The organism is Streptomyces sp. CB01201 (assembly GCF_002803085.1).
GTDB classification, from domain to species: Bacteria; Actinomycetota; Actinomycetes; order Streptomycetales; family Streptomycetaceae; genus Streptomyces; species Streptomyces hundungensis.
In genome coordinates this window covers 906,948-933,628 of the sequence record NZ_NNBJ01000001.1, presented here as the reverse complement: position 1 = coordinate 933,628, position 26,681 = coordinate 906,948, and the positions used below count along the sequence as shown (strand labels likewise).

25 protein-coding genes are annotated in these 26,681 nt (G+C 71.2%); 11 read left to right on the top strand and 14 right to left on the bottom strand.

What is annotated here, in order from left to right; genetic code table 11:
* Positions 1-75 precede the first annotated feature (75 nt).
* From CG740_RS04145 to CG740_RS04130, 5 genes are all read right to left on the bottom strand, one after another.
* Entirely contained in the window at positions 76-768 is a 693-nt protein-coding gene (locus tag CG740_RS04145; protein WP_100573468.1) for a haloacid dehalogenase type II, read from the bottom strand.
* A gap of 132 nt (positions 769-900) precedes the next feature.
* Positions 901-2,523, bottom strand: a complete 1,623-nt coding sequence (locus tag CG740_RS04140; RefSeq protein ID WP_234376033.1) for a phospholipase D-like domain-containing protein — start codon at positions 2,521-2,523, stop codon at positions 901-903.
* A 190-nt stretch (positions 2,524-2,713) separates the two neighbouring features.
* Positions 2,714-2,884 (bottom strand): hypothetical protein, encoded by a 171-nt coding sequence (locus CG740_RS40220; RefSeq protein ID WP_167160746.1) that lies wholly within the window; start codon positions 2,882-2,884, stop codon positions 2,714-2,716.
* A gap of 83 nt (positions 2,885-2,967) precedes the next feature.
* Positions 2,968-4,332 (bottom strand): AMP-binding protein, encoded by a 1,365-nt coding sequence (locus tag CG740_RS04135; RefSeq protein ID WP_100573467.1) that lies wholly within the window; start codon positions 4,330-4,332, stop codon positions 2,968-2,970.
* 158 nt (positions 4,333-4,490) lie between these two features.
* Positions 4,491-5,717, bottom strand: a complete 1,227-nt coding sequence (locus CG740_RS04130; RefSeq protein WP_100573466.1) for an erythromycin esterase family protein — start codon at positions 5,715-5,717, stop codon at positions 4,491-4,493.
* Between the two features lie 59 nt (positions 5,718-5,776).
* On the opposite strand from CG740_RS04130, the gene CG740_RS04125 reads away from it, so the two are divergent.
* Positions 5,777-6,508, top strand: a complete 732-nt coding sequence (locus CG740_RS04125; protein ID WP_100573465.1) for a TioE family transcriptional regulator — start codon at positions 5,777-5,779, stop codon at positions 6,506-6,508.
* A 170-nt stretch (positions 6,509-6,678) separates the two neighbouring features.
* On the top strand, positions 6,679-7,611 hold the full coding sequence (locus CG740_RS04120) for an endo-beta-N-acetylglucosaminidase H (RefSeq protein ID WP_100573464.1): 933 nt from the start codon (positions 6,679-6,681) through the stop codon (positions 7,609-7,611).
* Positions 7,612-7,647: 36 nt separating this feature from the next.
* Here the strand turns inward: CG740_RS04120 and CG740_RS04115 are convergent, their stop codons facing one another.
* Positions 7,648-8,529 (bottom strand): alpha/beta fold hydrolase, encoded by an 882-nt coding sequence (locus tag CG740_RS04115; RefSeq protein WP_100573463.1) that lies wholly within the window; start codon positions 8,527-8,529, stop codon positions 7,648-7,650.
* 69 nt (positions 8,530-8,598) lie between these two features.
* Here CG740_RS04115 and CG740_RS04110 point away from each other — a divergent pair, with 69 nt between their 5' ends.
* A complete protein-coding gene (locus CG740_RS04110) occupies positions 8,599-9,249 on the top strand; it encodes a TetR/AcrR family transcriptional regulator (RefSeq protein WP_159030222.1) in 651 nt (216 codons plus the stop codon).
* 26 nt (positions 9,250-9,275) lie between these two features.
* Here the strand turns inward: CG740_RS04110 and CG740_RS04105 are convergent, their stop codons facing one another.
* Positions 9,276-10,334: an alpha/beta hydrolase gene (locus tag CG740_RS04105; protein ID WP_376231502.1), complete on the bottom strand. Its 1,059-nt coding sequence runs from the start codon at positions 10,332-10,334 to the stop codon at positions 9,276-9,278.
* A gap of 163 nt (positions 10,335-10,497) precedes the next feature.
* Entirely contained in the window at positions 10,498-12,963 is a 2,466-nt protein-coding gene (locus CG740_RS04100; RefSeq protein WP_100573460.1) for a penicillin acylase family protein, read from the bottom strand.
* A gap of 216 nt (positions 12,964-13,179) precedes the next feature.
* Here CG740_RS04100 and CG740_RS04095 point away from each other — a divergent pair, with 216 nt between their 5' ends.
* Entirely contained in the window at positions 13,180-13,848 is a 669-nt protein-coding gene (locus CG740_RS04095; RefSeq protein ID WP_100573459.1) for a cutinase family protein, read from the top strand.
* Between the two features lie 46 nt (positions 13,849-13,894).
* On the opposite strand, the gene CG740_RS04090 is transcribed toward CG740_RS04095, so the two are convergent.
* The 4 genes from CG740_RS04090 to CG740_RS04075 all read right to left on the bottom strand — a co-directional run bounded on the left by CG740_RS04090 (position 13,895) and on the right by CG740_RS04075 (position 17,725).
* Complete coding sequence (locus tag CG740_RS04090; protein ID WP_100573458.1) at positions 13,895-15,034, bottom strand: BTAD domain-containing putative transcriptional regulator; 1,140 nt, start codon at positions 15,032-15,034, stop codon at positions 13,895-13,897.
* Positions 15,035-15,159: 125 nt separating this feature from the next.
* Positions 15,160-15,885 (bottom strand): FAD:protein FMN transferase, encoded by a 726-nt coding sequence (locus tag CG740_RS04085; RefSeq protein ID WP_199846338.1) that lies wholly within the window; start codon positions 15,883-15,885, stop codon positions 15,160-15,162.
* A 34-nt stretch (positions 15,886-15,919) separates the two neighbouring features.
* Positions 15,920-16,348, bottom strand: coding sequence for an FMN-binding protein (locus CG740_RS04080; protein ID WP_100573456.1), 429 nt, complete (start codon positions 16,346-16,348; stop codon positions 15,920-15,922).
* A 12-nt stretch (positions 16,349-16,360) separates the two neighbouring features.
* Positions 16,361-17,725, bottom strand: coding sequence for a ferredoxin reductase family protein (locus tag CG740_RS04075; RefSeq protein WP_100573455.1), 1,365 nt, complete (start codon positions 17,723-17,725; stop codon positions 16,361-16,363).
* Positions 17,726-17,895: 170 nt separating this feature from the next.
* On the opposite strand from CG740_RS04075, the gene CG740_RS04070 reads away from it, so the two are divergent.
* Both CG740_RS04070 and CG740_RS04065 read left to right on the top strand, forming a co-directional pair.
* A complete protein-coding gene (locus CG740_RS04070) occupies positions 17,896-18,630 on the top strand; it encodes a response regulator transcription factor (RefSeq protein WP_100573454.1) in 735 nt (244 codons plus the stop codon).
* The gene (locus tag CG740_RS04065) at positions 18,627-20,051 is read left to right on the top strand and encodes a sensor histidine kinase (RefSeq protein WP_100573453.1); all 1,425 of its coding nucleotides are present in this window, start codon (positions 18,627-18,629) and stop codon (positions 20,049-20,051) included. Before CG740_RS04070 ends, CG740_RS04065 begins: the two co-directional genes overlap by 4 nt.
* A gap of 12 nt (positions 20,052-20,063) precedes the next feature.
* On the opposite strand, the gene CG740_RS04060 is transcribed toward CG740_RS04065, so the two are convergent.
* Positions 20,064-21,332, bottom strand: coding sequence for an ROK family transcriptional regulator (locus tag CG740_RS04060; RefSeq protein ID WP_199846316.1), 1,269 nt, complete (start codon positions 21,330-21,332; stop codon positions 20,064-20,066).
* A gap of 251 nt (positions 21,333-21,583) precedes the next feature.
* Between CG740_RS04060 and CG740_RS40730 the strand changes: the two genes are divergently transcribed.
* The 3 genes from CG740_RS40730 (at position 21,584) to CG740_RS04045 (ending at position 23,373) form a co-directional block, all read left to right on the top strand.
* The gene (locus tag CG740_RS40730) at positions 21,584-21,844 is read left to right on the top strand and encodes a hypothetical protein (RefSeq protein ID WP_100573452.1); all 261 of its coding nucleotides are present in this window, start codon (positions 21,584-21,586) and stop codon (positions 21,842-21,844) included.
* A gap of 192 nt (positions 21,845-22,036) precedes the next feature.
* A complete protein-coding gene (locus tag CG740_RS04050) occupies positions 22,037-22,405 on the top strand; it encodes a PRC-barrel domain-containing protein (protein ID WP_100573451.1) in 369 nt (122 codons plus the stop codon).
* Between the two features lie 221 nt (positions 22,406-22,626).
* Positions 22,627-23,373, top strand: coding sequence for a class I SAM-dependent methyltransferase (locus tag CG740_RS04045; RefSeq protein ID WP_100573450.1), 747 nt, complete (start codon positions 22,627-22,629; stop codon positions 23,371-23,373).
* 426 nt (positions 23,374-23,799) lie between these two features.
* On the opposite strand, the gene CG740_RS04040 is transcribed toward CG740_RS04045, so the two are convergent.
* Positions 23,800-24,621, bottom strand: coding sequence for a DUF2382 domain-containing protein (locus tag CG740_RS04040; protein ID WP_100573449.1), 822 nt, complete (start codon positions 24,619-24,621; stop codon positions 23,800-23,802).
* 495 nt (positions 24,622-25,116) lie between these two features.
* On the opposite strand from CG740_RS04040, the gene CG740_RS04035 reads away from it, so the two are divergent.
* Together CG740_RS04035 and CG740_RS04030 are read left to right on the top strand one after the other, a co-directional pair.
* A complete protein-coding gene (locus CG740_RS04035) occupies positions 25,117-25,572 on the top strand; it encodes a hypothetical protein (protein ID WP_100573448.1) in 456 nt (151 codons plus the stop codon).
* 64 nt (positions 25,573-25,636) lie between these two features.
* Positions 25,637-26,617 carry an alpha/beta fold hydrolase gene (locus CG740_RS04030; RefSeq protein ID WP_100573447.1) on the top strand — a complete coding sequence of 327 codons (981 nt, stop codon included), beginning with the start codon at positions 25,637-25,639 and terminating at the stop codon, positions 26,615-26,617.
* The last annotated feature ends 64 nt before the right edge of the window (positions 26,618-26,681 follow it).

Genomic DNA, 26,681 nt, shown 5'->3' with positions numbered 1-26,681 from the left:
CCCCGCCGGCGGCCGCGGTCGCCGGCGGGGCGGTCGGGCGGTGCTTTTCCAGCTGCCCGGACCGCTACCGACCGCCTACGGCGACGTCAGCACCGCGGCCAGCTCGGCGAGACCGCCCACCTGCCAGTCGAAGGTGTCCGAGGTGCGCGGAGGGTCGCCGACCGGGCGGCGCACATGGGCGGTGCGCATGCCCACCGCCTGAGCGCCGCGCAGATCCCAGGCGTGGGCGGCGACCATCAGGACGCGCTCCGCCGGGCAGCCCGCCGCGTCGAGGGCGAGCCGGTAGACGTCCGGCGCGGGCTTGTACGCGCGGGCGTCCTCGGCCGACAGGGCAAGGTGCCACCGGAGGTCCGCATGGGCATTGAGCCGGAGCAGGGTCCTGCGGCCGGCGTTGGAGAGCCCCAGGACCGGAAAGCGCCGCGCGAGCCGGACGAGGCCCGCCGGGGCGTCGTCCCAGGGGGCGAGCCGCTGAGCTGCCGTCGCCAGGCGCTCGATGGCCCCGCGGTCGGTGAGCCCGGCCCGGTCGGCCACCCGCTCGGCCGCCTCGCGGTCCAACGTCTCGGAGTTGGCGTAGGGGCGGCTGCCCTTCTCGATGGATCGCTGCTCGTGTTCGACGTGGTCCTGCCATACAGTCACCAGGCCGGTCACGGTCGGCTCGTCGCCCTCGGGCACCGCTTCCCGCAGGGCCGACCGCAGGCCGCCCGGTTCGTCGACCATGGTGCCCAGTACGTCGAAGACGACGACGTCGATGGCACGGTCCTCGGCCATCCACCCTCCCGGCTCGCGCGACATCACGGCTGCACATCACCGGAACCCTGACATGCGACTGCACAATCGGCAACCGCGAAAGGGGAGTTGACGATCACGGCCGCCACCGCTGCGCCACCTCTCCCGAGAAGGTCAGCCCTGGCAGATTCCGCGCTCGTAGTCGACGGTCGCGGTGTCGCGCGAGAACTGCCACTGCGGAGCGAGGAGTTGGCTGTCCAACTGCTGGGCGGCCGCGGGGCTCTCCACCACGTACCCGAAGTCCTGGAGCCAGGCCGGGTAGAGGTTCTTCGATCCGATGTAGAACGCGGAGCCGTCCACGGAGATCAGCTTGTGGTGCTGGGCGTAGGGATGGCCGTCCGCCCACTTCGGGCTCGTGGAACTGCGTGCCGTCGCCAACTGGAGGTTCGAGCACATCGCGGCGCGCGCCGACGCCCGGTCGCCGGTGCGCAGAGCGAGCCGGTCACGGAGCGTGTCGCTGATCTCGGCGAGCGACTTGATCTGCGAGTATCCGCCGCTGCCGACGGCACCGCGGTTGGCGGGGTCGCTCACGACGATGCGGACCTTGACACCGGCGGCCATCTTGGCGGCGAGCGCGTCGTACACGCGGATGTCGTACCGCGGCAGCGGCGGGCAGGTCGCGTTGAGGTCCTGCTGGGAGATCTCGATGTGCCGGTCCGCGCTGGAGATCAGCGTCCGCAGTGCGCTCTCCTCCGGGTTGACCGTGTCGTAGTCGCGGTCGGCGTTGGTGTTGTCGTGCAGTGCGACGACACACTTCGTGTCCGGCGCGGTGGGCAGCGTGGGGCGGAACCGCGAGGCCGGATCGTCACGTTGGATGCCGACGCCGAGCCCGCCGACGGCGATCACCGGCACATCGCCCCGGGGCGCCTCGGCCGAGGCCACCGGTTCCAGGGTCGGCATGCAGCCTGCGCCGTGGGAGGAGGCGAACCAGACACTGGCGATGTTGTTCTTGTTCCGGCAGGTCCAGGACCACAGCTCGTTCAGGTACTTGCCGGCCGAGGCGGCGGCCGGACCGCTCAGGGCCAGGTCGACATCGCTGACCGGGTGGGTGGTGTCGAGGTAGTCGTCCTTCCAGCCGTTGATGCCGCCGGTGATGGCCGAACGGCCGTCGACCACGAGGAGTTTGGAGTGGTTCCAGGAGAACGCGGTCTTCGAGGTCGTCATCGAGGCGACGTTCAAGGTGACCTTCGCGGCGTCCTTGCCCAGCTTCTCGACGAGTTCGTCGCGGTACTTCGACGGCACGACGTTGAGATGGTAGATCGGTGCGGCGCCCACCAGGATGCGCACCTTGGGCTGGTGGCCGGACGCGACGGAAGCCTTGAGGCCGCTCACCACGGCGTCCTGGAAGGCCCCGTTGGGGAACGGCGCCAGGGTTGATATGTCGACGCTTTCGGTGGCTCGGGAGATGTTCTCCGTCATCTTGGCGAGGAGGCGCCGGGTCCCGGGCCGGTCGGCGCAGGTGGCGTCACCCCAGCACCCAGGAGTCTGGAGCAGCCAGTCGGCGCCGCCGGGCGTGGAGGCGTCGAGGGTGTTCCCCGCGGTGCGTTCCCACACCCGCCCTTCGAGGCCCGGCGAGACCTGACGGAGCGTCTGCTCGACGGCGTCCAGATGCGGGGTGCCCGACGCGGCCCCCGTGTCCGCCGATGCGGGGGCCACCGGCAGCAGCAGGGCCACCAGGGTCGGGACAGCGGTGCGCAGGACGAGAGCGGACCGGCGCTTGCGCGGATGACGAGCCAATGCGGGATTCCTTGTTCGCGGTTACCCGGCCGCCACGTCCGACGGCCAGCAAGATCAACTCGCGGAAGGTATCAGCTCATGCCGGGAGCGAGTGTCCGAGACCGCACGATCCAGCCACCAACCAGTGGTTGTCCGGCAGATCGTGCGTCCCGGCCCACGGGAATCCCCTTGGCCCTACGAGGTCAGGGCGTCAGCGGGCGTGCCGGCGGCCGCCGGGCTGCGGGGGCACGACGGGCAGACGCCGACGGGCGAACCGGCCACGGGGAAGGGGGTTGCGTCGCGCGGGCGCCTTGGGAGCGAGCGCGAGCACGGTCAGGGGTGCGAGAACCGCGACGAGGATGAGCATCGTAACGAGGATCATGTCCTTGCCTTCCGTCGGTTACTGACGGCCTTTCACTACGTCAGGTAACCGAAATACGGCTCGGCAAACACGGTCGGTATTCCCTAGTGATCGTGGCGGGCATTCCGGGGTCCGCCGGGACGGCCGCTCACCACGACGTTTCCCTCCGGGTCGCGCCGGGCGAGAACGCCGCTGCGGAAGTAGCCCTCGGGTGTGAAGACGAGCGCGTTCCCTTCGGGCTCGCGGTAGTGGCCTCGGGTCGTGCAGGGCCCCCGTGCGAGCAGCTCACCCGGTTCGCCCTCGGGCACGTCCCTGCCGTCGGCGTCCACGATGCGGATCTCGTCGTCGGGCGAGAGCGGACGGCCGTGTGTGGTGAGGAGGGTCTCGGCCGGGTCCTCGGGCCGGGTCAGCAGGAGCAGCCCCTCGGGGAGGCCGAAGACCGGCTGCAGTCGGCACCCCAAGGCGGCGCCCAGCCGCTCCGCGGCCTCCCGGGGCAGGAGCTCGCCACAGATCTGCACGAGGCGCAGCGAGCCCAAGTCGGCCTGGATGGTGGGGAGTACGTCGGCCAGGTGACGGGCGGAGCCGGAGGGGAACGAGGTGATGGTGACCCGCTCGCGCTCGATGGCCGAGAGCCAGGCGGAGGGGTCCTGGCCGTCGGCCAGGACCACGGTGCCACCGAGGGAGAGCGTGCCGACGATGCCGGGCCCGCCGAACGCGAAGAGCGACTCGGCGGGCAGCACGGCCAGATACACGTCGTCCCCGGTCAGCCCCACCACCTCGGCTGCGGCACGCGCCTGGTAGGCGTAGTCGTTGTGCGTGCGCGGCACGAGGCGGGGCAACTCGCCTTCTGCATCGGCCAGTTCGAAGAGTGCGACCTCATCGGCGCTGAGCGCGAGTGCCGGACCGGGCGGGGAGTCCAGGGCGCCGAGCGGTGAGTACTGGCAGCCCGCGGGGTCGGTCGTCAGACCCCCGTACGGGGACGCGGTGCCGGGCTCCTCGAAGGTGAACACCCTGCGCAGGAAAGGCCATTGGGCCGCGATGCCGGCCGCCATCGCGGTGTGGTCGAAGCCCCGGTGCGTCGCGGGGCCGACGTAGCCGACCGCCTGGGTGACTCGCACGATGTGCGCCACTTCGGGTGTGCGGTACGAGAGCGGGCAGTACACGGGGACCGCTCCGGCGCGCATCAGCGCGAACACCGTGATCACGAACTCCGGCACGTTCGGAAGCTGCACCACGACCCGTTGGCCGGGCCGCAGGCCCCGCAGCCGGAATGCCGCGGCCATGCGGTCCACCCGCCGGTTCAGGTGGGCGTAGGACAGGCGCGTGTCACCGTGCACGAGCGCGGTGCGCGGCCCGTGCTCCAGGGCCCAGTCGCGCAGCAGGTTGTCGAGCGTGTAGCCGCGCCAGTGCCCCGCCGCCCAGTAGCGGTCGACGAAACCCTCGGGCCAGGGCACACAACCCTTGAGCATGGCCGCCCCCTTCGACACGTCGGAGATGGACCTCTCCGCTCCGGCCCGCAATCCAACCCCCGTAACGCCCGGGCCCTCAATGCGCTTTCCCGACCATGGACGCGCCAGGCCGTCGGCGGAACGTCCAAGCACCTCCGCTGAGCAGCGGGAACGGACGGTCAACGTGCCATCGACGGCACATCCTTGATGAACACGATCCCGTCGCTCAGAGCGAGCTGCGCCGGGTCGAGTGAGGCGTAGCCGTAGTACGGGGAGACCCTGGGGGCAGGCGGCTCGGCGCCGAGGGCGGTGGCCAGGCGGGGCGCGTCGAGGAGTAGCCGCTGCTCCGGGAGCGCGTACAGAAGGCCTTCGACCGTGTCCGGGGGCGGCGCGTCCACGCCCCGGTGCCTGAGTGTGCCCAGCGCCGTGGCCAGGAAGGCGTACTCCTTGCCCAGCCGGGCACTCACGAGCGCGCCGGCGCTCCACCACTCCACCGGCAGACCGCTCATCCACATGGTGCTCCGGTTCCGCTGGAGATGGCCGTTGTGGGCGTGGACCATCGCCGGGCCCCGCTCGGCGAGGGCGAGCAGGTTGTCGGCCATCATCCGGTCGCGCAGGCTCACCAGCCACGTCATGCGGTGCGGCGAGGTGTCGGCCATCCAGAAGTGGTAGCGCAGCAGCCCGGTAGCGGTGCGGGCGTACAGACGGGCCCGGTCCCAGCCGTCCCGCGAGGTCTCCGCGATCAGCCGCGGTGTGTGCGAGTCGAGCAGCGCCGAGAGATCGTCGGCGAGCAGTCGCAGCTCGCGGGCCTCGGCGGATCGCCCGATGGACCGAGCCGGGTCGAACATGGCGGCCGGCTCGGTCCAGCGGTCGTCGGAGCCGAGCAGATGGTCGAGCCTCTGCTCGGTGCGGGGAAGGAGGTCCGGGCCCAGGTGGGTGGAGAGGTAGTCGTGGAGTGCGGTGAGGGCGCCACGGGGGCTGGCGGCCGCGGCCATCTCAAGGGGGCCGTCGAAACCTGCGAAGCGGAGCCGCTCGCCCGCGGGCCGGCCCTCGTTGTAGGCGCGCATCCAGCGCACGAGCTCACGGTTGGCCGCGGAGGCGCCGAGCCCGATGTCGGGATGGCTGAAGCCACGCGCCATGACGTCGTCGAGGGTGCCCTCCCCCGTGGTCACGTAGTCGTCCACGACCAGGCCCATCATGCAGTCGCTCTCGATGGCGATGGTCCGGTACCCCTCCTCGACGAGTTGCCGGAAGAGGTCGTTGCGCACGTCCAGCAGGGTGTCCTCCGCATGAGTGGGCTCGCCCAGGGCGAGCAGCCGCGGCCGGTCCGGGAGCATGCCCATGACGGCGCGGGCCTCCAGCGCTTGGACACAGTCCCTGAGCTCGCTCTTGATGTCGGTAACCATGCCTTCAACGGTATCGTTGAACTTTCGGTTGAAACTTATGGATGAATCCTGGCAGGACAATGCGACGGAACCTTCAAAGCGGGTCTCGGCTCCGGCCGGTCGATCTGGCGCGCGGACACGGTCTTTCCACCCAGGCCGTCAGGAATTACGAGGAGGCCGGCATCCTCCCGGCCGCCGATCGCGCGCCGAACGGCTACCGCTCCTACACGCCGCTGCACGCGACGGCACTGCGGGCCTTTCTCGCCCTGCTGCCCGGTCACGGTCACCGGACGGCGGCTTCGATCATGCGGGCGGTCAACGCGGACGCCCTGGAGGAAGCCTTCCGGCTGATCGACGAGAGTCACGGCCGGCTCCTCGACGACCGCAGGACCCTTCAGGCGGTGGAGCACGCCCTGCGCGGCCTGGAGCACACGGCGGAGCCAGGCGCGGGCGACGGGCCCGTGCTCGGGGACACGTTCATCGGGCCGTTGGCGCAGTCGCTGGGGATCCGGCCCGCGACGCTGCGCAAGTGGGAGCGCGCCGGGCTGGTGCGGCCGCACCGCGACCCGCTGACCGGGTACCGGCGCTATGGCGAGGCGGCCGTACGCGACGCCCGCCTGGTGCATCAACTCCGGCGCGGCGGATACCTGTTGGAGCAGATCGCCCCGCTCATCACCCGGGTGCGGGAGGCCGGCGGGCTCGAACCGTTGACGGCCACCCTGCACGCATGGCACGGCCGGCTCCGCGACCGTGGGCGGTCGCTGCTGGCCGGGGCGGCCGAGTTGGAGGCGTACCTGAGCGAACGCGCCTGAGCTTCCCGCCGATCGACGGAGGTGAGTGGGGCGACGTACGTCCGCGAGAAGCGGAGGCACCCTATCCGTGTCGCATCCCGTGTGGCAGGCTCCCGTCGCTGGTTCAACCCACCGCTGGTTCAACCCATGCGTTCATGAGGCAAGTCCATGTGACAGGGAGCTGATGGACAATGCGCATCTTCGACCGGAGCAGAGTACGGACCGCCGCCCTCGCGCTCCTGGCCGCCGCGGCCCTGGTGGGCGGCGCGACGGCGACCACCCAGGCGGCACCGGCGGCCACCCCCGCGCCCTCGGCGACGGCCAAGAAGGGTCCGACCTCGGTGGCCTACGTCGAGGTGAACAACGAGAGCATGCTCAACGTGGGCAAGTACACGCTGGCCAACGGCGGCGGCAACGTCTTCGACGTCGCGGTCGTCTTCGCGGCGAACATCAACTACGACACGAGCAAGAAGTCGGCGTATCTGTACTTCAACGACAACGTGCGGCGGGTCCTGGACAACGTCCAGACGCAGATACGCCCGCTCCAGGCCAAGGGCATCAAGGTCATGCTGTCGGTACTCGGCAACCACCAGGGCGCGGGCTTCGCCAACTTCCCGTCCCAGGCCGCGGCCGCCACGTTCGCCAGGCAACTGTCCGACGCGGTCGCCAAGTACGGTCTGGACGGCATCGACTTCGACGACGAGTACGCCGAATACGGCAACAACGGAACCGGGCAGCCCAACAGCAGCTCGTTCGTCCACCTGGTCACCGCGCTGCGCGCCAACATGCCCGACAAGCTCATCTCCCTGTACAACATCGGCCCCGCCGCATCACGCCTCTCCTACGGCGGGGTGAACGTCTCGTCCAAGTTCAACTACGCCTGGAACCCCTACTACGGCACGTGGGGTGTCCCGAGCATCGCCCTGCCCAAGTCGGCCCTCTCTCCGGCGGCCATCGATTTCGCGGCGACGTCATCGAGCACGGCGGCCGGCCTCGCGAAGCGTACGGTCAGCGAGGGCTACGGCGTGTACCTCACCTACAACCTGGACGGCACGGACCGGCACACCTATCTGTCGGGCATCACCAGGGAGTTGTACGGAAGCGACGCCGTCTACACCCCGTAGCTCCGCGCCGGACCGGAGTCCCAGCGGGTCAGCGGGTCAGCGGGTCAAGAACGTCCGCAGCGCGGCGATCAGCGCGGCCGGGTTGTCCTCCTGCACGTTGTGGCCCGCGTCCGGGACCACCACGAGTCCACCGTCCGGCAGGCGCCCCACCAGGCGCTCGGCGGTGGACTGCGGGAGTACCCGGCTGCGCCCGCCTCGCACGAGGAGGACCGGCAACCTGCCGAGCCTGAGGGGCAGTTGCTCGATGGCGGCGAGGATGGCGGGGAAGTCCGGCGGCCGGGGGTCGTTCTTCGGCATCCACCCGCCGTCCGCCCCGCGCCGGAACAGGGTGCTCATGCGGTAGGCGACGCTCGCACGGTGCGCCCGCGGGTTGACCCGCAGCGCGGCGTCCACCACCACGTCGAGTTCGGCGACGGGACCCAGACCGGCCATGAACTCCCTTACGCGGGCGCTGCTTTCGAAGTCGACGCCGGGTGCGACGTCGACCAGCACCAGGCGTTCGACACGCTCGGGATGGGTGTCGGCGACGTGGGCGGCGACCACCCCGCCGAGCGACATGCCGACCAGACCCACCCGGCCGAAGCCGAGGTGATCGGCCGCGGCGATGACGTCCTCGGCCATCGCGGCGATGCGGTAGTCCTCGGACCAGTCGCTGTCGCCGTGCCCGCGCAGGTCGAGGGCGACGAGCCGGGCAGCGCCACGCAGCCCGAGGCAGACGAAGTCCCAGGTGTGCGAGGTCAGTCCGCCGCCGTGCAGCAGGAGTACGGCCGGGCCCGTGCCGCCCCAGTCGTAGGCGTGCAGTCGGCAGCCCGCACGGGAGGGGAAGAACTCGGACGCGGGCGGCTCGGGGTCGCGGATCCGGACCCCCAGTGCCGCCGCCAGGTCCGTCATCGCAGGAACCGTGCTCTGCTCGCCCATCCGCGCACCTCCTACCTTGACACTCCAAGGTAAGCCGCTTGCCTTGATGGGTCAAGGTAGGGTGTGCGGGTGGCTACGCGCGTACGACGGACACCCGACGAGGCCAGACGTCAGATCCTGGAGGCGGCGGCCAAGCTGCTCTCCACCGGCGGCCCGGGGGCCGTGCAGGTGAGGGCGGTGGCTGCCGAGGTCGGCGTGTCCGATGCCGCGGTCAACCACCACTTCGGCACCCGCGAGCAGCTCCTGTCGGCGTTGCTGCGCTTCGGCGGTGCGAAGCTCAAGTCCGAGCTGCGCGCCGCACTGGACGCGTGGGACGACGACCAGGCGGCCGACCCCGCCGGGCTCGTCCGCGCTTTGCTCGCGCTCTACGCGGACGGATTCGCAGAACTGGCCCTCGCGCTGCGGCAGTTGGGTTGGCGGGACACCGGCAGCGGACTGCTCGACGAGGCCGTGCACCGACTCCACAGCCAGGCCATGACCACCTGTGCGGCCACCGGCCGGACGCCGCCTTCACGCGGGGCGATCCGGCTCACGCTGGCCGCACTGCACCAAGCCGTGGCGACCGAGCCCTTGTTCGGCGACGAGTTCCGCAGGAGCGTCGGGCTCGACGCCTCGGCACGGGACCATCTGGTCGAATGGTGGATCGAGACCCTGCGCATGACCATGGCAGGGTCCGACCCCTCAACTGGGTCTCGTCAGACGGGACATGGCGTCCCGTAGTCCGGTCCCAGATCGCTGACTCGGCGTCAGGCGGAGGCGAAGGCCTTCTCCAGACGCGGGATCAGGTCGCGCAGGTCCTGCTCCCAGCACCCCCCGTTGTGGCCGCCGTTGCACTGGCTGCCCCAGGCGGCGCCGTCACCGTAGTCGACGTAGTAGTACGGCATGCCCAGGGCGTCCATGCGGTCCTTGACGTGCTTCGACGCGCTTTCGAGCCAGAATTCCGGCTCGACGGCCGAGCCGCGCCCGTTGCCCACATAGATGGAGACACCGACACCGGCGAGTTTGTCCATGTGCTGGGACGGGTCCACCTCGTTCCACCGCCAGTCGGCGTTGAAGACCGGATAGGGCGAGCCGAACGCGGCGTCGCTGTCCACACCCGGCTTGTACGGATCGTTGTTGGGGTCGCAGACACCCGACGACGAGCCGCAGATCACGCCCTGCGCGTCGATGAGCGAGGCGACCACGGCCAGACGCAGGTCCATGGAGTTGGCCGACAGATCGATGTCACCCGAGAGGGACGCGGTCTGGCTGAACAGTTCGGGGTGGTCCTGGGCGTAGTGCAGCGCCCCGAAACCGCCCATGGAGACCCCGGCGACGGCCCTCGCCTTCTTGGTGGCGATGGTGCGCAGATTGGCGTCGATGAACGGGATCACCTGCTTGATGTGGAAGTTCTCCCAGTTCTGGGCACCGGCCGGGGTGTTCTGGTTGAGCCAGTTGGCATACCAGCCCCGGGCGCCGCCGTCCGGAATCACGGTGATCATCGAGTTCGAGGTGGTCAGCGCCGGATAGTTCTGCGCGACGGGATCGTCGGGCGAGCCGTGCAGGAAATACAGCACGGGGTAACGCCGGGCGGGGTCGTCGTAGTAGCCACTCGGCAGGATGATCTTGATGTGGTGCTTGCCCGCGACCTCGGGCGTGGTCACCGTGATGGAGAAGTTGGTGGAACTTCCCGCCGGGGTGTCGACCTGGGTCAGGCCGAACCCGTTCGTCAGCGGTGGCGGCGCAGTGGCCGTGGTCCCGGTCGGTCCGGCGGTGGCGGCCTGGGCCGCACCGGCCGGCAGGGCCATTCCCACCATGGCGGCCATCAGGGCCACCACTGTTCGCCATCGACTCGTTCTCCGCATTGCAGCATGCCCCCTTGTGAGTCTTCTCGTCGTGCGGCACGGAAACCTATCGGAACGCGATGACGTCCTGATGAAACGGCCTGCCGGTACTGGCCGGATGTCCCCGGCGTACCGGCATTCCGGCTCAGTCCAGGACCTTGGTCTCCAGTACGGGCGAGGCCGCGATCTGGTCCTCGGTGTAGCGCTCGGTGACCCATTGGCCGGCCGAGAACAGCTTGGTCTGGTCGGCGTAGTGCGGCGAGTTCGGGTTGGCCGACTGGGAGTAGGTCAGCACCGAGGCGGCCTGCGGCGGCCCGTCCGCGGTGAACCGCACCTGCTGGATGAAGCTGGACCCGAAGGTGATGTCCAGTTTGCCGTCGACCTGGCCGGGAGTGACCACGTTCAGCACCCCCAGTTCACTGATCCCGCCGTGGATCGGGATCTGCTCGGCGCCACGCGTGATCCTCTGGACGTCCGACAAGGGCGCGTTCAGCGGAAAGCCCGCCCTGCGCATCGCGAGGACCGCCCGGCCGAACGCGTCACGGACCGCGGAACTCCCCGGGTCCAGCGAATTGGGCGTGTGCACCGGGTCCTTGGGGTCGAAGGGCACGCGCCAGGGCAGTTTCTCGTTCGCCTGCCCGGCGAGCAGATTGGCCCAGTAGTTCTCGAAGAGCACCGAACCCCTGCTGTCCGCACCGTAGTTGTGGTCCTTCCAGGCGGCCAGGATCGGGCACGCCTCGCTCACGTTGACGAGGTTGCCGTCCACGAGGATGAGTCCGAAGGGCTGGCTCCGGCACATCGTCACCGTGGCGTCGAGGGCCAGATCGGCCGCTCGGCTGTTGTCGGCGAACAGCAACTGCCGCATGTTCTCGGGTGTGAAGCCGCGACCGGGCAGGTCGTCGGTGCCGTTGATCCGGTTCTGCGCGGTCAGGATCAGCTCCTGTGTACGCAGCGAGCGGGGCTGTGCCGTGTCGCCCATGACCCGGGGGAAGGAGAGCGGCTGCTCGGGGTTGGCGAGCCAGGCGCTGTCGTTGGCGTTGCCCGCGAAGTCGGAGCGGATCAGGCGCGGCTGCTTGTGCGGATCGAGGAGCCCCGGCGCGACCGCGTTCGGGTCGTCGGGCCAGTCGCACGCGCTGCGCTTGCCGTCGAAGATGGACACCGGGGGCACATTGGGCAGCCGTAGGGCCTGGTTGAACAGCAGTTGACCGGTGGCGGTGAGGCACGACTGCGCGTGTTCGTCGGTGATGTTCGGGGTCGCCTGGATGTCCGCGTACAGGGCGTTGCCCTTGCGGTCGGAGGCGATGGTGTTGAAGAACGGCACGCCCTCGGTGGTCTCCAGGGTGTTCACCACGTCGTGCACGTCCGTGGCCTGGTCCAGGTGGAACCAGGTGTTGAGCGCCCGCAGGTTGTCCATGTTGACATCGCGCACCGCGTGCGCGCTCACCACCCAGGGAAGCGCGACACCCTGCATCGACGAGGTGATGGGACCGTAGCGGGTGGACCACAGCGTTCTGGTGACCTTGCCGAGCGAGCCGTCCTTGTTCAGCACGTCGACGGCGACCTGTTGCGAGGTCATCGGCTGCCAGGCGCCGTCGACCAGGTAGTTGGTGGGGTGCAGGGGGTCCACCTGTACGTCGAAGAGCCCGAACGGGGCCACCGTGGCGATGGTGTGGCTCCAGGCGACGTCGTCGTTGTGCCCGATGTTCACCGCGGGGAACCCGAGCAGACTGCCGCCGGAGACATTGACCTTGCCCGGGATCGTCAACTGGCTCTGCCACATACGGTTCTTGCCCTGCCACGGGAAGTGCGGATTGGCCAGCATGATGCTGCCCGCTCCCCCGGCCACGCCCTGTGATCCGACCGCCAACGCGTTGCTGCCCATGCTCTGTTGGCGGCTCGCGGCCATGGCGTCGCGGATCTTCTCGGCGGTCCGGGCGGGCGTGGACGCAGGCGGCGCGGCGGCCGACGCCCCCGGGGGTACGGCGTTCACCTCGCCGTCCAGCAGCGCGTCGGCGCTGCCCATGATGATCTCGGCGTGCGCGTGCCGGTAGACGTCCAGCTCGGTGATCGGCCGCACCCAGGCCGCTCCGCGGCAGGCGGGGTCGGTGATGTTGTTCACGCCGGTCTCGGCGAGGTACCGGTTGTAACCCTGGACGTAGCCGCGGATGGCTTCCTTGACCTCAGGCTCCGGTCCTTCGGGGGCCGGCTTGTCGAGCAGCCGCTCCACCACGTGGTTGTCGTTGATGCGCTGGAAGTACAGGTCGCTGTTGAGGTTGGTCGTGGTGTTCTGCTGCTCGCCGGGACTCGCCCGGCCGTCGGGTCCCAGGTAGCGGGACCGCTGGGCATTGACCATGAGGTAGGTGTCGGCCAGGGTGCAGATGTTGTCCTTGGCGGCGGCGTACCCGTACCCGGTGCCCAGGCCCTCCCAGTTGGAGGCGATGATGTGCGGGATCCCGTATTCGGTGTAGCGGATCGTGGGCTTGTCCGGTCCCTGTGCGGCGGCCGACGCCGCGGTGGCGCCGGGCGATCCCGCGGCCGTCATGGTGCTGATCACCGCCACCGCGGCCATGACCGCCATCGGCAGCCTCGCTCTGAATCTCCTGCGCGCCATCGAGCCGTCCTTCCCTGTGGCCCGGACCCACGTCCGAGCGCCCACACGGTAGGAAGCGGCGATGAAATCGCGATGGCGCAGGTGTGCGGCCGGAGTCGGCGCCGGGAGGTTTCATCGCGATGTCATCCCGCGCTGCGAGTGTGCTGGTGACCTGGTCCGCCGCGTCCGGCGTCGCGACGACGTGGACGCACGGGCCACCAACATGGGGAGGATCGAATGCGAGCCAACAGGATCGCAGCCGCCGGAGCCGGACTTCTGCTGACGGCCGGGCTGTCCGCAGCCCAGGGCACCACCGCACAGGCGGCCTCCGCGGGGGCCGCGGCCTCGTGCGACGGCACTTACACGATCGTGGTCGGCGGCACCTGGAGCACCTGGGACAACGACCGGTTCCACGGCAACATCCAGCAGCACGTGAGCTACTTCAGCCAGGTTCCCAGCGGCCCGAGCGTCCGGCAGGGCGTGGGTGAGCTGAACCGGCTGGTCCGGCTGCAACGTGCCGCCTGCCCGTGGCAGCACGTCAAGATGGGCGGGTACTCCATGGGTGCCGCGGTGGTGCACGTGTGGGTCAGCGAGAACTGGAGGACGTTCGACAACGTCAACGCGATTCTCCTCGCGGACCCGAAGCGGCAGGGCCCTCCCGGCACCAACGGCAGTGCCACGCCGTTCGGCGGCGTCATCGGCGCCCCGCTCGCGGGCGCCGACCGGGACTTCGGCAATGTGCCGGTCAAGACGATCTGCTACTGGGACTACATCTGCGACGAGTCCGCCGGCATCGGGACCTACCCGAAGAACCACAACGACAACTACTGGCCGGACTTCGACATGGATCACCACAACGACGTCGCCAACGAGACCTGGTACAACGGCGCTTGGTACCCCGGATAGGAGTTCCTCGACCGTCCCACCCGTCTCGACCGGGCACCGCGGCCGGCTAACCGGCCGCGGTGCGCGGCTCCGGAGCGGGCGCGAAGTCGGCGACGGCGCCGGAGAGGGAACCGTTGGCGCGTCCGGTGGCGGGTCCCGCGAGGCCGGCCTCGTCGCCGTGCAGGATCATCTCGTACGTGCGTCGCAGCATCCGGCCCGGCACCACGGCCAGGTCTTCGGCCAGCCGGCGGCGCGCACGCTCGAAGACGGTCAGCGCGTCGGCCTGCCGGCCGGTCCGGTACAGGGCGCGCATCAGCAGCGCGGCCACCGGCTCGTTGAAGGGGTGGGCGGCGGCGAGGGCGTACAACTCGCCGATGGCCTGCTGGTGTTGGCCCAGTCGCAGTTGCCAGGTCAGCTTGCGCTGCATGAGGGCGACCCTGCTCTCGTGCAGTCGCGTCCGCTCCAGTTCGGCGAGCGGCCCGGGCAGACCGGCCAGCGGCTCACCGCGGAACAGGGCCAGCGCCCGGGAGCAGGAAGCCAGCACTTCGGCCGCCCGGCCCGCGCGCTCGGCCCGGGTGATGTCGGCGAGCAGTCGCTCCCACCGCGTCACGTCCACATCGACCGCGCCGGGCACCAGCCGGTAGCCGCAGCGCTTGTGCTCGATCACCGAGCCCGGGTCGTCCCCGGTGCGCAGGGCCTTGCGCAGACGGTAGACATACACCGGGATCACATTGGTGAGGGGCGGCTCCACCTCCCATATGCCGTCGAGCAGTTCACGCTGACTGACCGTACGCCCGGCCGCAAGCGCGAGCGCCGCCAGCACGGCCTGCTGGCGGAGGTGCCCCAGGTTCAGCAGCCGCCCGTCCAGTGCTGCCTGGAGCGGGCCGAGCACCGAGATCCGCACCTGGCGCACCTCGGCCCGGCCCGCGGCGGCTCGCGGCACCGGGCTCGGCGCCCAGGTGCGGGGGCCGCGGCCGGGGACGACCAGACCGCAGTCGAAGGCGTGCACGATGGCGGCGGAGCGGTCGCGCAGCCCGAGCCGGGCGAGGACGCGCGCCACGTGCCCGGCCACCGAGTCCTCGGGGATCGCGAGAGCGGCGGCGATCTCGTCGTCCCGCAGTCCGCAACCGATCGCGCGGAGCACCTTGCGCTCCTGCTGCCCGAGGTCGGCGGCCGTTGGCCGGGCGGTGGTCGCGGTCGTCGTCATCACTGCTCCCCGGGCTCGTCGCGCTGGCGGACGACCGTCAAGCTAGTGGCTGCGGCGGCGGGCGCGGCATCCGGAATGATCCGGGGGCGGTTCCGCCCGCCGGGTCCGGGGCCGGTCGGGGGCGCTCACGACCCGTACCGGTCGAAGCCCGAGGTCCGCCACTGCCGGCCGTCGGGCAGGACGGCGAAGCCTTCGTAGCCGTCCAGGGCCTCCAGCCACTCCCGGGCGCCGTGGCCGCGGGCGAAGGCGGCGGTGGCGTAGGTGTCCGTGGGGGTCACGCGCGGGCCGATGACGGTGAGGGAGGCGAGGGAGGTGGCGGGGGCGCCGCGGTGCGGGTCGAGGATGTGGGGACCGCGTTCGGCGGTCCCGGACGTGGCGACGGCCAGGTCGTGGTGGGCGGTCACGACGGTGGCGAGCCCACCCGGCCGCAGGGGGTGGGCGATTCCGATGCGCCAAGGGGGCAAGTCGGCGTCCGGCAGGCTCAGTTGGAGGTCTCCGCCGCCGCTGACGCAGGTGTGCCGTGCGCCCGCGTCACGCAGGATGCGCGAGGCCGCCTCCGTGGCCCAGCCCTTGACGAGTCCGGAGGGGTCGAGGGCGCCCGCGGGGGTGGCGCTGAAGTAGCCGTCGCTGGCGCGGGCGGCCCGGGAGCACAGGGCCAGGACTTCGTGGACCTCGGGCGGGCAGTCGTCGAGGTGGATGTCGCCGCGGCCGAGCCGGCTGATGTGGCTGTCGGGCCGGTAGGTGGAGAACACCGCGTCCACCCGGTGCAGGTGGCGTACGGCCTCCGTCAGGGCGTGGCGGATGGCGGGGGTGGGCCGGTCCCGGATGTCGAACGAGAACACGGTGCCCATCACGTGCTCGACGTGTCGCTGTCCGGCTCCGGGCTCAGGCACCGGCCCGGTCCAGGGCGCTTTGCAGGGACTGCGCGTAGCCCTGGCTGGTGTAGCTCGCCCCGGAGACGGCGTCGATCCGGGCGCTCTGGGCGCCGATCGCCTCCTGGGTGAGACGGGGCAGGGCGTAGTCGGCGATGCGCTGGTCGCGGCCGTTCTCGTCGGGTGCCCGCAGCACGTTCACCGCGGTGATCCTGCCCTTGGCCAGGGTGACGGCGACCTGCACGGCCCCGTACCGGGTGTCGACGGGGTCCCCGGTGAACGTGCCGGTGGCCGCGCCCGATGGGGTGCTTCCCGCGGGTGCGGCGGAGGAGGCGGACGGGTGCGCGGTACTGGCGGGAACCGGGACCTGATGGGGCTTGAGGGCCAGCAGCGTGACGATCAGCGCGCTGGTTCCGGTGGTGGCGACGACGGCGCGGCGCATGGCGCGTTCTCCTCAGAACTCGAACGACTCGTGGTGGATGTGCCGGGCCGGCACACCGGCGGCGCGCAGGGCCTCGATCGCGGTCCGTGTCATGCCCGGCGGACCGCACAAGTAGACGTCGTGCGTGGCCAGTTCGGGCACCAGATCGCTGAGTGCCCGGGCCGTGAGCGGCGAGGAGTGACGGGCCGGCTCGTCGACGACGTAGTGGACGGCGGCCTGCCGGTGGGCGGCGATGGCGTCGATCTCGGCGCGCAGGGCGAGGTCGTCGACGCGGCGGGTCCGGTGGATGAGGGTCACCTCGCCGGGCAGCGTCTCGAACAGGGCCCGCAGGGGGGTGATGCCGACGCCTCCGGCGAGCAGGAGCACCTTGGAGCCCGTGCGGCGGTCCGCGGTGAAGCTGCCGTAGGGGCCCTCGGCCCACACCCGGGTACCGGGCCTCAGGTGGGCGAGGGCGGCGCTGTGCCCTCCGGTCGCCTTCACCGTGATGCGCAGGTGCTGAGGATGCGCGGGGGCGGACAGCGAGTAGGGGTTGGCGGTCCACCACAGCCCCCGGGTCAGGAAGCGCCAGCGCAGGAACTGGCCCGGTCGGGCGCCGAGTTGGTCCAGGTGCTCGCCGGTGAGGTGGACGGAGACCACCCCCGGGGCTTCGGGGCGTACCGCCACCACGCGCAGCCGGTGTCGCAGTCCACGGCGTACGGGAACGAGGAACCGGTACCGGATCAGCAGTGCGGCGACACCCAGGAACAGCGCGTACCAGGCGGCCTGGGCGGTTCGGTTGGCGACGAAGTCGGCCCCGTCGGAGAGCTGGTGGCCGAAGACGAGGAAGACGGCCAGGTAGGTGGCGAAGTGCAGATAGTGCCACGTCTCGTAGCTCATCCGGCGCCGGGCGGCGCGTGCCGAGAGTACTGCTGTGAGCAGGAACAGCAGGAATCCGGCCGTGCCCCTGAGCAGATCGGGAAAGCTGAGGACCAGGGTGGACGTCTCGCTGATGACGTTCGAATGGGACGCCACCGAGGAGCCCCAGATGATGAGCAGGGTGTGGGCGAGGGCCAGCGACACCGTGCAGCGCCCGCCCAGTGCGTGCCAGCGCGCGAGGCGGTCGGTGCCGACCGTGTGGTCGAGCAGGGGCACGCGGGCCATGAGGGCCAGCAGCACCGCGCAGCCGTAACCGGCGAGCAGGCCGGTGATGCGGCCCGCGCCGGTGAGCCATCCCGCGGGGCCGACCACCGCGTTCGTATCGCTCCACCACAGGGCCAGCACTCCCCCGGCACCGGCCCAGATCAGCGATTGCGCGAGCAGTGGCACCGGGCTGCGGCGCGAGCGCCGGTGGTGTCCGACAGCGCGTCCCGGTGCGGTGCTGGTGAACGCGGTGGTCATCGGGCGCCTCCCATAGGGGCTCGTCCGGGCGAGGAGCGGCCAGCCTCACAGCCGAACCTCTGTGAACCCTCTGAAAGCGCCGCCCGCGGCCGTCCTCGGAGCCGATTCAGAGGAAACTCAAAGGAACGGTGCGCCCCGGGGCACGCGGGGCCGGGGGATGCTGGGGAACGATGAACGAGCCGCACCCCCCTTCCCAGCTGCACCGCCCCGACGGAGCGCCCGTACGGGTCCTGGTCGTGGACGACGAACCCGATGTCACCGACGTGCTCAGCGCCGTCATGACCGCCGAAGGCTGGCGGGTGCGCAGCGCCGGGGACGGGACGAGCGCGCTCGCGGTCGCCCGCGACTTCCGCCCCGACGCGGTGGTCCTGGACTGGATGCTGCCCGACCTCGACGGGCTGCGCGTGCTGCGGGCCCTGCGCCGCGAGGCACCTCGGGTGTGTGTGCTCTTCCTGACCGCCCGTGACACGGTCGAGGACCGCATCGCCGGTATCACCGCCGGGGGCGACGACTATGTGACCAAGCCCTACAGCCTCGAAGAGGTACTGGCCCGGCTGCGCGGTCTGCTGCGGCGGGCCGGGATGGCCGCCGCACCCGGCGCGCACCGGCTGACCGTCGGGGACCTCACCATGGACGAGGAGGCCAGGGAGGTCCATCGCGCCGGCGTCGCTCTGGACCTTTCCCGTACGGAGTTCGAACTCCTGCGGTTCCTGATGCGCAATCCCCGCCGCGTGCTGTCCAAGGAGCAGATCCTCGACCGGGTCTGGGCGTACGACTTCGGCGGCCGGGCCCACATCGTCGAGCTGTACATCAGCTATCTGCGCAAGAAGATCGACGCCGGGCGGGCTCCGATGATCCACACCGTGCGCGGTGTCGGTTACGTCCTCAAGCCGGATGCCTCATGAGGCGGCTGCCGCCGCGCACCTTGCGCGGGCAGCTCACCGTGGGGCTCGTCGTGCTGCTCGCCCTCGCCTGTCTCGCCGTCGGCACCGCCACCGCCGTGGCCCTGCGGGGATTCCTGATCGGGCGTCTGGACGAGCAACTCGCCTCCTCCGGCGGCCGGTTCGCCGCCAGCCTGGAGCACGAGGCGACCCCGGACGCCGACAACCGGCCCGACACCCGGGGGCAGGCCGAGGGTACCTTCGGCGCCCGGCTCCTGAACGGCACGGTCACTCAGGCCGCCGTCGTGGCCGACGCCACCGACCGCACTCTCGCGCCCGACGCCGCGGGCCGCCGCGCCTTGGCGGCCGTTCCCGCGGACGGGCACGGCCACACCCTGCGCCTCGCCCCGCTGCACGCCTACCGGGTGATGGCCGTGCGCGGGGACGACCAGGACATCCTCCTCACGGGCCTGCCCCTGCACCCGGTGGAGGAGACGGTCCACCGCCTCGAAGCCGTCGAGGCCGCACTCTTCGGCGCCGCCCTCGTCGTCACCGGCTTCGCGGCCGCCCTGTGGGTACGGATCCGGCTGCGCCCCTTGCAGAGGGTCACCGCGCGCGCGGCGGAGGTGGCCGAACTCCCGCTCGCCAGTGGGGAGATCGCCATGCCGGGGCCGCTGCCGGACGCCGATCCGCATACGGAGGTGGGTCAGGTCGGCGGCGCGCTGAACCACATGCTCGGTCATGTCGAGGACGCGCTCACCCGCCGCCAGGCCGGTGAGCAGCGGCTGCGGCACTTCGCCGCCGACGCCAGCCACGAGCTGCGCACCCCGGTCGCCAACATCCGCGGTCACGCCGAACTCGCGCTGCGCCACCACGGGCCCGTCCCGGCGGAGGTGCGCCATGCCCTGGAACGCGTCGACGGCGAGTCCCGGCGCATGACCCGGCTCGTGGACGATCTGCTGCTGCTGGCCCGCCTGGACGCCGGGCGTCCGCTCGATCACGACCCCGTCGATCTGACGCTGCTCGTCCTCAACGCCGTGGACGACGCGCGTGCTTCGGGGGCCGGCCACCGTTGGCTCCTCGACCTGCCCGAGGCGCCCGTCGACATCACCGGTGACGCCCACCGCCTCCAGCAGGCCATCGGCAACCTTCTCGCCACCGCCCGTACCCACACTCCGCCCGGCACCTCGGTCACGGTCGCGCTCGCCGCCGAGCGCACCGAGGTGTCCGTGAGCGTGAGCGACGACGGTCCCGGCATTCCCGAGGACCTTCAGACGGAGGTCTTCGGCCGGTTCGTGCGCGGCGACCACGCCCGCTCCCGCACGACCGGCAGCACCGGCCTCGGCCTGGCGATCGTCCAGGCCGTCACCGCCGCCCACGGCGGAACCATCGCCGTCACCAGCCGGCCCGGCGACACGACGTTCCGGATGGCGCTCCCCCGTTGACCGTCCTGGCCCTCACACAACGGCCGCGCTCGGGTCCTCGTACACGGCGTCGAGGGCGAGATGGGCCCCGCCGCGGGCCGCGGCGTCCAGGCCCAGGGGCGAGGGGAGGATCTCGCAGCCGCCCGAGTCGGGGGCCATGACGCGGCGCGCCACGCCTTCGCGTACGCGGTCCAGGATCTGGTCGGCGAAGACCGGGAAATAGCCGCCGAGGACGACCGCGCGCGGGTTGAGCACATCGGCCAAGAGCGCGATGCCGAGGCAGAGGCCGTCGGCGATGTGGTCCAGCGCGGCCAGGGTGCGGGGGTCGCCCGCCTCCGCCCGCCCTCGCAGCTCGGCGAGGCGCGTGGCGACGTCCAGGGCCGCGTCATGGACGGCGTCGTCCGGGTCGGCGGCGTGGCGCAGCAGGGCGCCGAGGCCCACCATGGTCTCCCAGCAGCCGCGGCGGCCGCAGTTGCAGAGCCGGCCGCCGGGGGCGAGCGGCATGTGGCCGATCTCGCCGGCGAAGCCCCGGGCGCCGCGCATGAGTCGGCCACCGCTGATGATGCCGCCGCCGACGCCGATGTCGCCCGTGATGGAGATCAGGTCGTGGATGCCGGCGGCCGAGGCGATCGCATACTCGGCGATGGCGCCCAGCTTCGCGTCGTTCTCCAGGTGCAGCAGCGGAGCGGCCCGGCCCAGGCGTCCGCGCAGTCCGGCCAGGGCCGGCACGTCCCGCCAGCCGATGTTCGGGGCGTACAGGACGCGGCCGGTGCCGAGGTCGATGTTGCCGGGCGCTCCCAGCGCCGCGCCCACGAGCCGGGCGTCGACCCTGCTCACGGCCGCGTCGGCCGCGCGGATCAGCTCGGCTGTCGTGTCCAGCACCGCTTCGGGCCCGGTGGCGCGGACGTCGAGCGGGATCCGGCGTTCGAAGACGCAGTCACCGCGCAGGGACCGGGCCACGGCGCTGATGTAGTCGGCGTTGATCTCCAGACCCAGGCCGCAGATGGTCCGGCCGTCGATCTCGACGCTCACCCCCGGTCGCCCCACGGCGCCCTCCCGCTGCGAGTCCCCTTCGCGCACCAGGCGCAGCTCGACGAGTTCGGCGACCAGGTTGGTGACGGTGGGGCGCGGCAGACCGGTGTCCGCCGCGATCTGCGCGCGCGACCGGGGACCGGCGTCGCGCAGCAGACGCAGCACCAGACCGAGGTTGGTCCGCCGGATCGAGGCGCGATCGCTGGGCCGGGGCGCGCCTCCCATCCCCACCCCGCGAACCACCACACCGCCGCGCGACTTCGCCGCCATCTCTCCCCCGCCCGCGGCGCGTCCCGCCGCGTACCGAACCCTGTCGAAGTGCCCTGCCTGTGACCAGGTTAGTTCCGCGCGGTGCGCAGGCCGCTCCGCGCCAGTCCGCCCGGCACCGCACGCGCGCTGCCCAGGGACGGGCCCAGTACGTTCAAGTGCCCCGTCCGGAAGCCGTTTTCGGGCGGAATCACCCGCGCCCGGCGGGGTACGCGCAGCGCGACACAGCGCCGACCGAAAGCGAGTACTTCGCCATGAGCGACCGCAGGCCCGAAGGGCCGGGAGCCGCCGGGGCTCCCGTACCCGAGCCGATACCCCACGATCTGCCCGACCAGCAGGCCGGCGCCGACGGTGATCCGTGGGAAGCGCCGGACCGGTCCGCGGCCGGTGCGCGGAGTGAGCGGCCCGATCCCGGGATCCCGGACACCGACGAGGCGGGCACGGGTCGTCGTGGGGCCCCGCACTCCGGAAGCAAGCGGCCCGATCATCCCGTCCCCCACGAATCGACGGGTTGAGGCGCCGGCGAATTCCCTACGGCGCCCGCGAGAAATCGCCGATTGCCCGCGTGGAACGGATATTCGGGGGCACCTGGAGCGTCAGCGGATCTCGTCCACCTCCCGGTTCTCCCATTCGAGAGACGGAAATCGAGAGAAGGAAACAGGGCCGCGGATAGCGCGATCGATGGAATTGATGAAGGGGTTGTTCTCATGTCCGACAGCATCTGGGGTTACCGCGAGACGTCCGGCCGCCTGGCCGGTGCCGATCTGACGGGCTACAAGGTCGAGGCGACGGACGGCTCCATCGGCAAGGTCGACAAGCACTCGGACGAGGTGGGATCCGCCTACATCGTGGTCGACACCGGTCCGTGGATCTTCGGCAAGGAAGTACTCCTGCCCGCCGGCACGATCGAACGCATCGACGCGGACGAGCAGAAGATCTACGTGGACCGCACCAAGGAGCAGATCAAGAACGCCCCCGAGTTCGACCGGGACAAGCACCTCGGCAATTCCGGTTACAACGAGGAACTCGGCACCTACTACGGCACCGGCGCCCCCTTCGGCGGCAGGCCCGCCTGACCGGCCCGGAATACAGCAACGGCCGGCCTGGTCCACAGCGAGGGGCGGCCCGGTCCACAGCGAGGGGCGGCCACCCGGATGCCGGGTGGCCGCCCCTCGTTCGTGCGACCCCCGCCCCGACCCGACCGATCTTTGGAGCTTCTGCCAGTACGGGCCTTCCACCACGTGTGGAGAGACTGCCGGGTGTCCGAACCAGGACATCATTACGGGAGGAGTGTGCGGTGAGCACACAGGAGACGTACGACGGGATCGGCGAGGCGTTCGAGGGGTTCAAGGCGCTGCCGTTGGCCCGGTACGTGGAGGCACCCAGCTTCCTCGCCCTGGTCGGCGACGTCACCGGCAAGAAGGTGATCGACCTGGCCTGCGGCACCGGCTTCTACAGCCGTGAGGTGAAACGGCGCGGTGCGGCGGACGTGTTCGGCATCGATGTCTCCGGCGAGATGATCGCCGCCGCCCTGGGCATCGAGCGGGCGAACCCACTGGGTGTTCGGTACGCGGTGGGCGATGTGGCCGACCTGCCGCCCGCGGAGCAGCCGTTCGACGTGGCGACCGCGGTGATGCTGCTCAACTACGCCGAAACGGTGGGCCAGTTCGAGCTTCTGTGTCGTCGTGTCCACGAAAACCTCAAGAGCGGCGGCGACTTCTTCATGCTCCACCAGACACCGGACTACGACTTCTCCGGGCCGTCGCCGCGCCCGTACGGATTCCTCACCGAGCTGACGGGTGAGGAGTTCGAAACCGGCCCCCGGGTGCGGACCACCGCTCTGCTGGAGGGCGTTCCGATCTCGTTCACTTCGGGGCTCGCACGGCGCGAGGTGTTCGAGACCGCACTCACCAAGGCGGGCTTCAGCGAGCTCACCTGGGTGCCGACCACGGTGTCGCCCACGGGGATCGAGGCGTACGGGGACGCGTTCTGGGCGGACTACCGGGCCAACCCGGCCTTCGAGATGCTGCGCTGCCGCGCCTGACGTACGCCCGCCCGGGGCAGCGGTTCGCGCGCAGGCGGCGGATACCCCGAACGTGTTGCCGTTCACCCCGGACGAGCGCCGGGAACGAGGATCCACGCAGGTGGAACAAGGGAGCGGTTGCAGCAGCGGACCGTCCCGCACGGGTGACAGCGCGTGTAGGGCGCGGCGTCACGGGCACGCGTCTTGCATGATGTTCACGACGCTCATCCTCGTGCCCGTCGCTCTCGCGGTCGTCCTCACCCTGCGCAGCCCACACCACAACCGTCATCGCCGCTGAGTTCCCGAGCGGACCCTTCACGGCCGTCTCGGCACGGCTCCGGCAGCCACCGGCCGTCGGTGCGCCGAGCGCTCGCAACGCGGTCTCCCTCCACCCCGCATGCCGGGAGTGGAGGGAGACCGCGTCACATGTGTCGCAGGCGACGCCGGTCAGCGACGGCGGTCGCCCCGGCCGCCCTCGCCGCGCCGGCGCTCGTCCTTGCCGGTGGCGTCGTCGTACCGGATCTCTTCCTTGCGGACGGTGTCGGACACCTCCTTCTGCTCGGTGACCTTCTCCGTCTCCAGACGCACCCGCTCCACCGGCACGGCCTCCTTGCGCACGACCGGGCGCTCCGCGTGGAGCGTGACCTCGGTCTCCGCCTCACCGATGTCCACGCGCGCGCGGTCGCCCTCGCGGATCGGCTCGCGCACGACGCGAACCTCCTCGTGGCTGACCGGGACGGTCGTGGTCACGTCCTCCGTGACGACGACCTTGCGCAGTCGCGCCCGGCCGACCTCTTCGTTCTCGGTACCGACCCGCAGCCGCTCCTCGGACCGGATCAGGGCGTCCTCGTCACCGGCGAACCGGGCGTGGACGTCCGTACCCGTGGCATTCCCGGGGACATCGACGCTCCCGGCGGCGCCACCGGGCCCCGGGGTGTGCTTGCCGTAGCCGTCGACGCCGTAGTGGCGGTACAGCTCGCTTTCCGCCGCGGCGTCGAGGTGCTCCTCGGCGTCCAGCCGCGGGGCGTCCTTCACCAGGCTCTTCGGATACGCGACGTGCAGGGCGTCGCCGTCACGGCGAGCGCCGGCCAGCGGCACGAACGACTCCTTGGTGCCGAAGAGGCCGGTCTTGACCGTGACCCACTCCGGGCGGCCCGAGCCGTCGGCCAGGTAGACCTGTTCGACCCCGCCGATCTTCTCTCCATCGGGGTCGTAAGCCACCAAGCCCTTGAGACCCTCGGGGCGGTTGAACATGTCACCGGTACTCATGCGGATCACTCCTGACCTGTCGGGGGATGGGCACGGCGGCATCCGCACACGGAGCCTCGGCCCTCGCTACCACCCCGCCACATCCCACCCGCCCCGGCGACCGCAACCGACCGTGCGCAACGGCTCACCCGCGGGCCACCACCCCCAGCCACCACGCACGGCGGCAGCCGTCCTGGGCGGCCGGGCGCGTTACGCCATCCGTGTGAACGTGCCCGTTGCGCACGGGACGCGAACCGTGACGTCCGGTGACGCCCGGCGAACCGGCGAGCCTGCGGACCGTCGCGACGGTCGCCCGGTGCGATGATCACGTTTCTCACGCTCAGGAATGAACGGACCTCCCCTCGGCTCGACTTCCGTCTCGACCGCCCGCTACGAAGTTCCTCCAGTACAGGAGCTTCCAAGAGGGGTATTCATGCGCATGCGCGCCAGGGCAGCCATCCGTTCCACGACGACCACCGGGGCGACAGCCACGGCCCTCCCCGGTGAGACGTCCTGATGGCCCGGCCCCGTCTGCTGCTCGTCGTGTGCGCCGGGCTGCTCGCCACAGGCTGCGTCTCGGTCGCCTCCGAGTCCGGGCCGCCCGACCGGCAGCTGAAGCCGGAAGGCGGCCGTCTCACCGCCGTGTCGCCCGGGCCGGAGCAGGCGCCCGCCCGCGAGGCCCTGGCCCCGGCGACCGGCTCGGCGCCCACCACCCGCGGCACGGGCAGCGTCCGGCCGCCGGACGGGCCGGCCCCGGACCGCCCGCGCCAGGACACGGCAACCTCCGCTCACCGCACCCCGGTCCAGCGTCGGGCCGCCGCCCGGCACCCCGCGCCCGCGACCCCGCCGCATCACCACCGCGAACAGCCCCGCCCCCGTTATGACCCCGGGCAGGTGTGCGCCTGGGCCAAGGGCACCGGATTTGACCCTTCGGTCGTACGCGCCTGCCAACAGCAGCTGGGCCTGAGGTGAACCAGTCGAACGGCGAGCCGGGCCGGTCCGGCTCGCATCCGATCGACGGTCCCGGAGGGAACGCATGGCGCAGCACAGCGCGGAGGTCACGCATCGATCGGTCCCCGCCCCGGCCGGCCGGATCCATCTCGTGGAGCAGGGAACCGGGCCGTTGGTGCTGCTCGTTCACGGGTTCCCGGAGTCCTGGTACTCCTGGCGTCATCAGTTGCCGTTGCTCGCGGCGGCGGGCTTCCGCGCGGTCGCCCTCGACGTACGCGGCTACGGCCGCTCCTCCAAACCGGCCGCCGCATCCGCGTACCGGATGGTCGAGCTGGTCCAGGACAAGCTCGCGGTGGTGCGCGCTCTGGGCGAGGAGTCGGCGGTGATCGTCGGTCACGACTGGGGTGCGGCCATCGCGGCGAACTCCGCGCTGTGCCACCCGGAGGTCTTCCGCGCGGTGGGGCTGCTGAGCGTTCCGTACGCGCCGCGCGGCGGGCCGCGCCCCAGCGAACTCTTCAACGGCATGGGCGGGGACGAGGAGTTCTACGTCTCGTACTTCCAGGAACCGGGCCGCGCGGAGGCGGAGATCGAGCCGGATGTCCGCGGCTGGCTGACGGGCTTCTACGCGGCACTGTCCGCCGACACGATGCCGGCCCCCGGAGCCCCGGACCCGCACTTCGTCAGCAGGAACGGCACCTTGCGCGAGCGCTTCCCCGCCGGCCGGGTTCCCGCCTGGCTCGGCGAGCGTGAACTCGACTTCTACGTGGGCGAGTTCGAGCACACCGGCCTCACCCCGGCCCTCAACCGGTACCGCAACATGGACCGCGACTGGGAGGACTTCGCCGCCTACGACGGCGCCCCCATCACCCAGCCGTCCCTGTTCATCGGCGGCGCCCGCGACGCGTCCACGACATGGCTGTCCGATGCGATCAAGGCGTACCCGGACACCCTGCCGGGGCTCGTCGCCTCCCATGTGCTCGACGACTGCGGCCATTGGATCCAGCAGGAACGTCCGGCCGAGGTCAACCGGCTCCTCACCGGCTGGCTGGCCGGCCTGCCCACCTGAGGAACCGCTGCGCCGACACCACCCCGCTGCGGTGGTGCCATCGGGGCGGGGGCCAGGGGGCGTG

Excerpts from the sequence above, each read along its gene's own strand:
- CG740_RS04095 (WP_100573459.1), top strand. The coding sequence starts at position 13,180 with ATGCGAGCCAACAGGATCGCAGCCGCCGGAGCCGGACTTCTGCTGACG.
- CG740_RS04080 (WP_100573456.1), bottom strand. The coding sequence starts at position 16,348 with ATGCGCCGCGCCGTCGTCGCCACCACCGGAACCAGCGCGCTGATCGTC.
- CG740_RS40220 (WP_167160746.1), bottom strand. The coding sequence starts at position 2,884 with ATGATCCTCGTTACGATGCTCATCCTCGTCGCGGTTCTCGCACCCCTG.
- CG740_RS04120 (WP_100573464.1), top strand. The coding sequence starts at position 6,679 with ATGCGCATCTTCGACCGGAGCAGAGTACGGACCGCCGCCCTCGCGCTC.
- CG740_RS04115 (WP_100573463.1), bottom strand. The coding sequence starts at position 8,529 with ATGGGCGAGCAGAGCACGGTTCCTGCGATGACGGACCTGGCGGCGGCA.
- CG740_RS04085 (WP_199846338.1), bottom strand. The coding sequence starts at position 15,885 with ATGGGCACCGTGTTCTCGTTCGACATCCGGGACCGGCCCACCCCCGCC.
- CG740_RS04090 (WP_100573458.1), bottom strand. The coding sequence starts at position 15,034 with ATGACGACGACCGCGACCACCGCCCGGCCAACGGCCGCCGACCTCGGG.
- CG740_RS04100 (WP_100573460.1), bottom strand. The coding sequence starts at position 12,963 with ATGGCGCGCAGGAGATTCAGAGCGAGGCTGCCGATGGCGGTCATGGCC.
- CG740_RS04125 (WP_100573465.1), top strand. The coding sequence starts at position 5,777 with ATGCGACGGAACCTTCAAAGCGGGTCTCGGCTCCGGCCGGTCGATCTG.
- CG740_RS04050 (WP_100573451.1), top strand. The coding sequence starts at position 22,037 with ATGTCCGACAGCATCTGGGGTTACCGCGAGACGTCCGGCCGCCTGGCC.
- CG740_RS04075 (WP_100573455.1), bottom strand. The coding sequence starts at position 17,725 with ATGACCACCGCGTTCACCAGCACCGCACCGGGACGCGCTGTCGGACAC.
- CG740_RS04130 (WP_100573466.1), bottom strand. The coding sequence starts at position 5,717 with ATGGTTACCGACATCAAGAGCGAGCTCAGGGACTGTGTCCAAGCGCTG.
- CG740_RS40730 (WP_100573452.1), top strand. The coding sequence starts at position 21,584 with ATGAGCGACCGCAGGCCCGAAGGGCCGGGAGCCGCCGGGGCTCCCGTA.
- CG740_RS04035 (WP_100573448.1), top strand. The coding sequence starts at position 25,117 with ATGGCCCGGCCCCGTCTGCTGCTCGTCGTGTGCGCCGGGCTGCTCGCC.
- CG740_RS04145 (WP_100573468.1), bottom strand. The coding sequence starts at position 768 with ATGGCCGAGGACCGTGCCATCGACGTCGTCGTCTTCGACGTACTGGGC.
- CG740_RS04040 (WP_100573449.1), bottom strand. The coding sequence starts at position 24,621 with ATGAGTACCGGTGACATGTTCAACCGCCCCGAGGGTCTCAAGGGCTTG.
- CG740_RS04030 (WP_100573447.1), top strand. The coding sequence starts at position 25,637 with ATGGCGCAGCACAGCGCGGAGGTCACGCATCGATCGGTCCCCGCCCCG.
- CG740_RS04105 (WP_376231502.1), bottom strand. The coding sequence starts at position 10,334 with ATGGCCGCCATGGTGGGAATGGCCCTGCCGGCCGGTGCGGCCCAGGCC.
- CG740_RS04065 (WP_100573453.1), top strand. The coding sequence starts at position 18,627 with ATGAGGCGGCTGCCGCCGCGCACCTTGCGCGGGCAGCTCACCGTGGGG.
- CG740_RS04135 (WP_100573467.1), bottom strand. The coding sequence starts at position 4,332 with ATGCTCAAGGGTTGTGTGCCCTGGCCCGAGGGTTTCGTCGACCGCTAC.
- CG740_RS04070 (WP_100573454.1), top strand. The coding sequence starts at position 17,896 with ATGAACGAGCCGCACCCCCCTTCCCAGCTGCACCGCCCCGACGGAGCG.
- CG740_RS04060 (WP_199846316.1), bottom strand. The coding sequence starts at position 21,332 with ATGGCGGCGAAGTCGCGCGGCGGTGTGGTGGTTCGCGGGGTGGGGATG.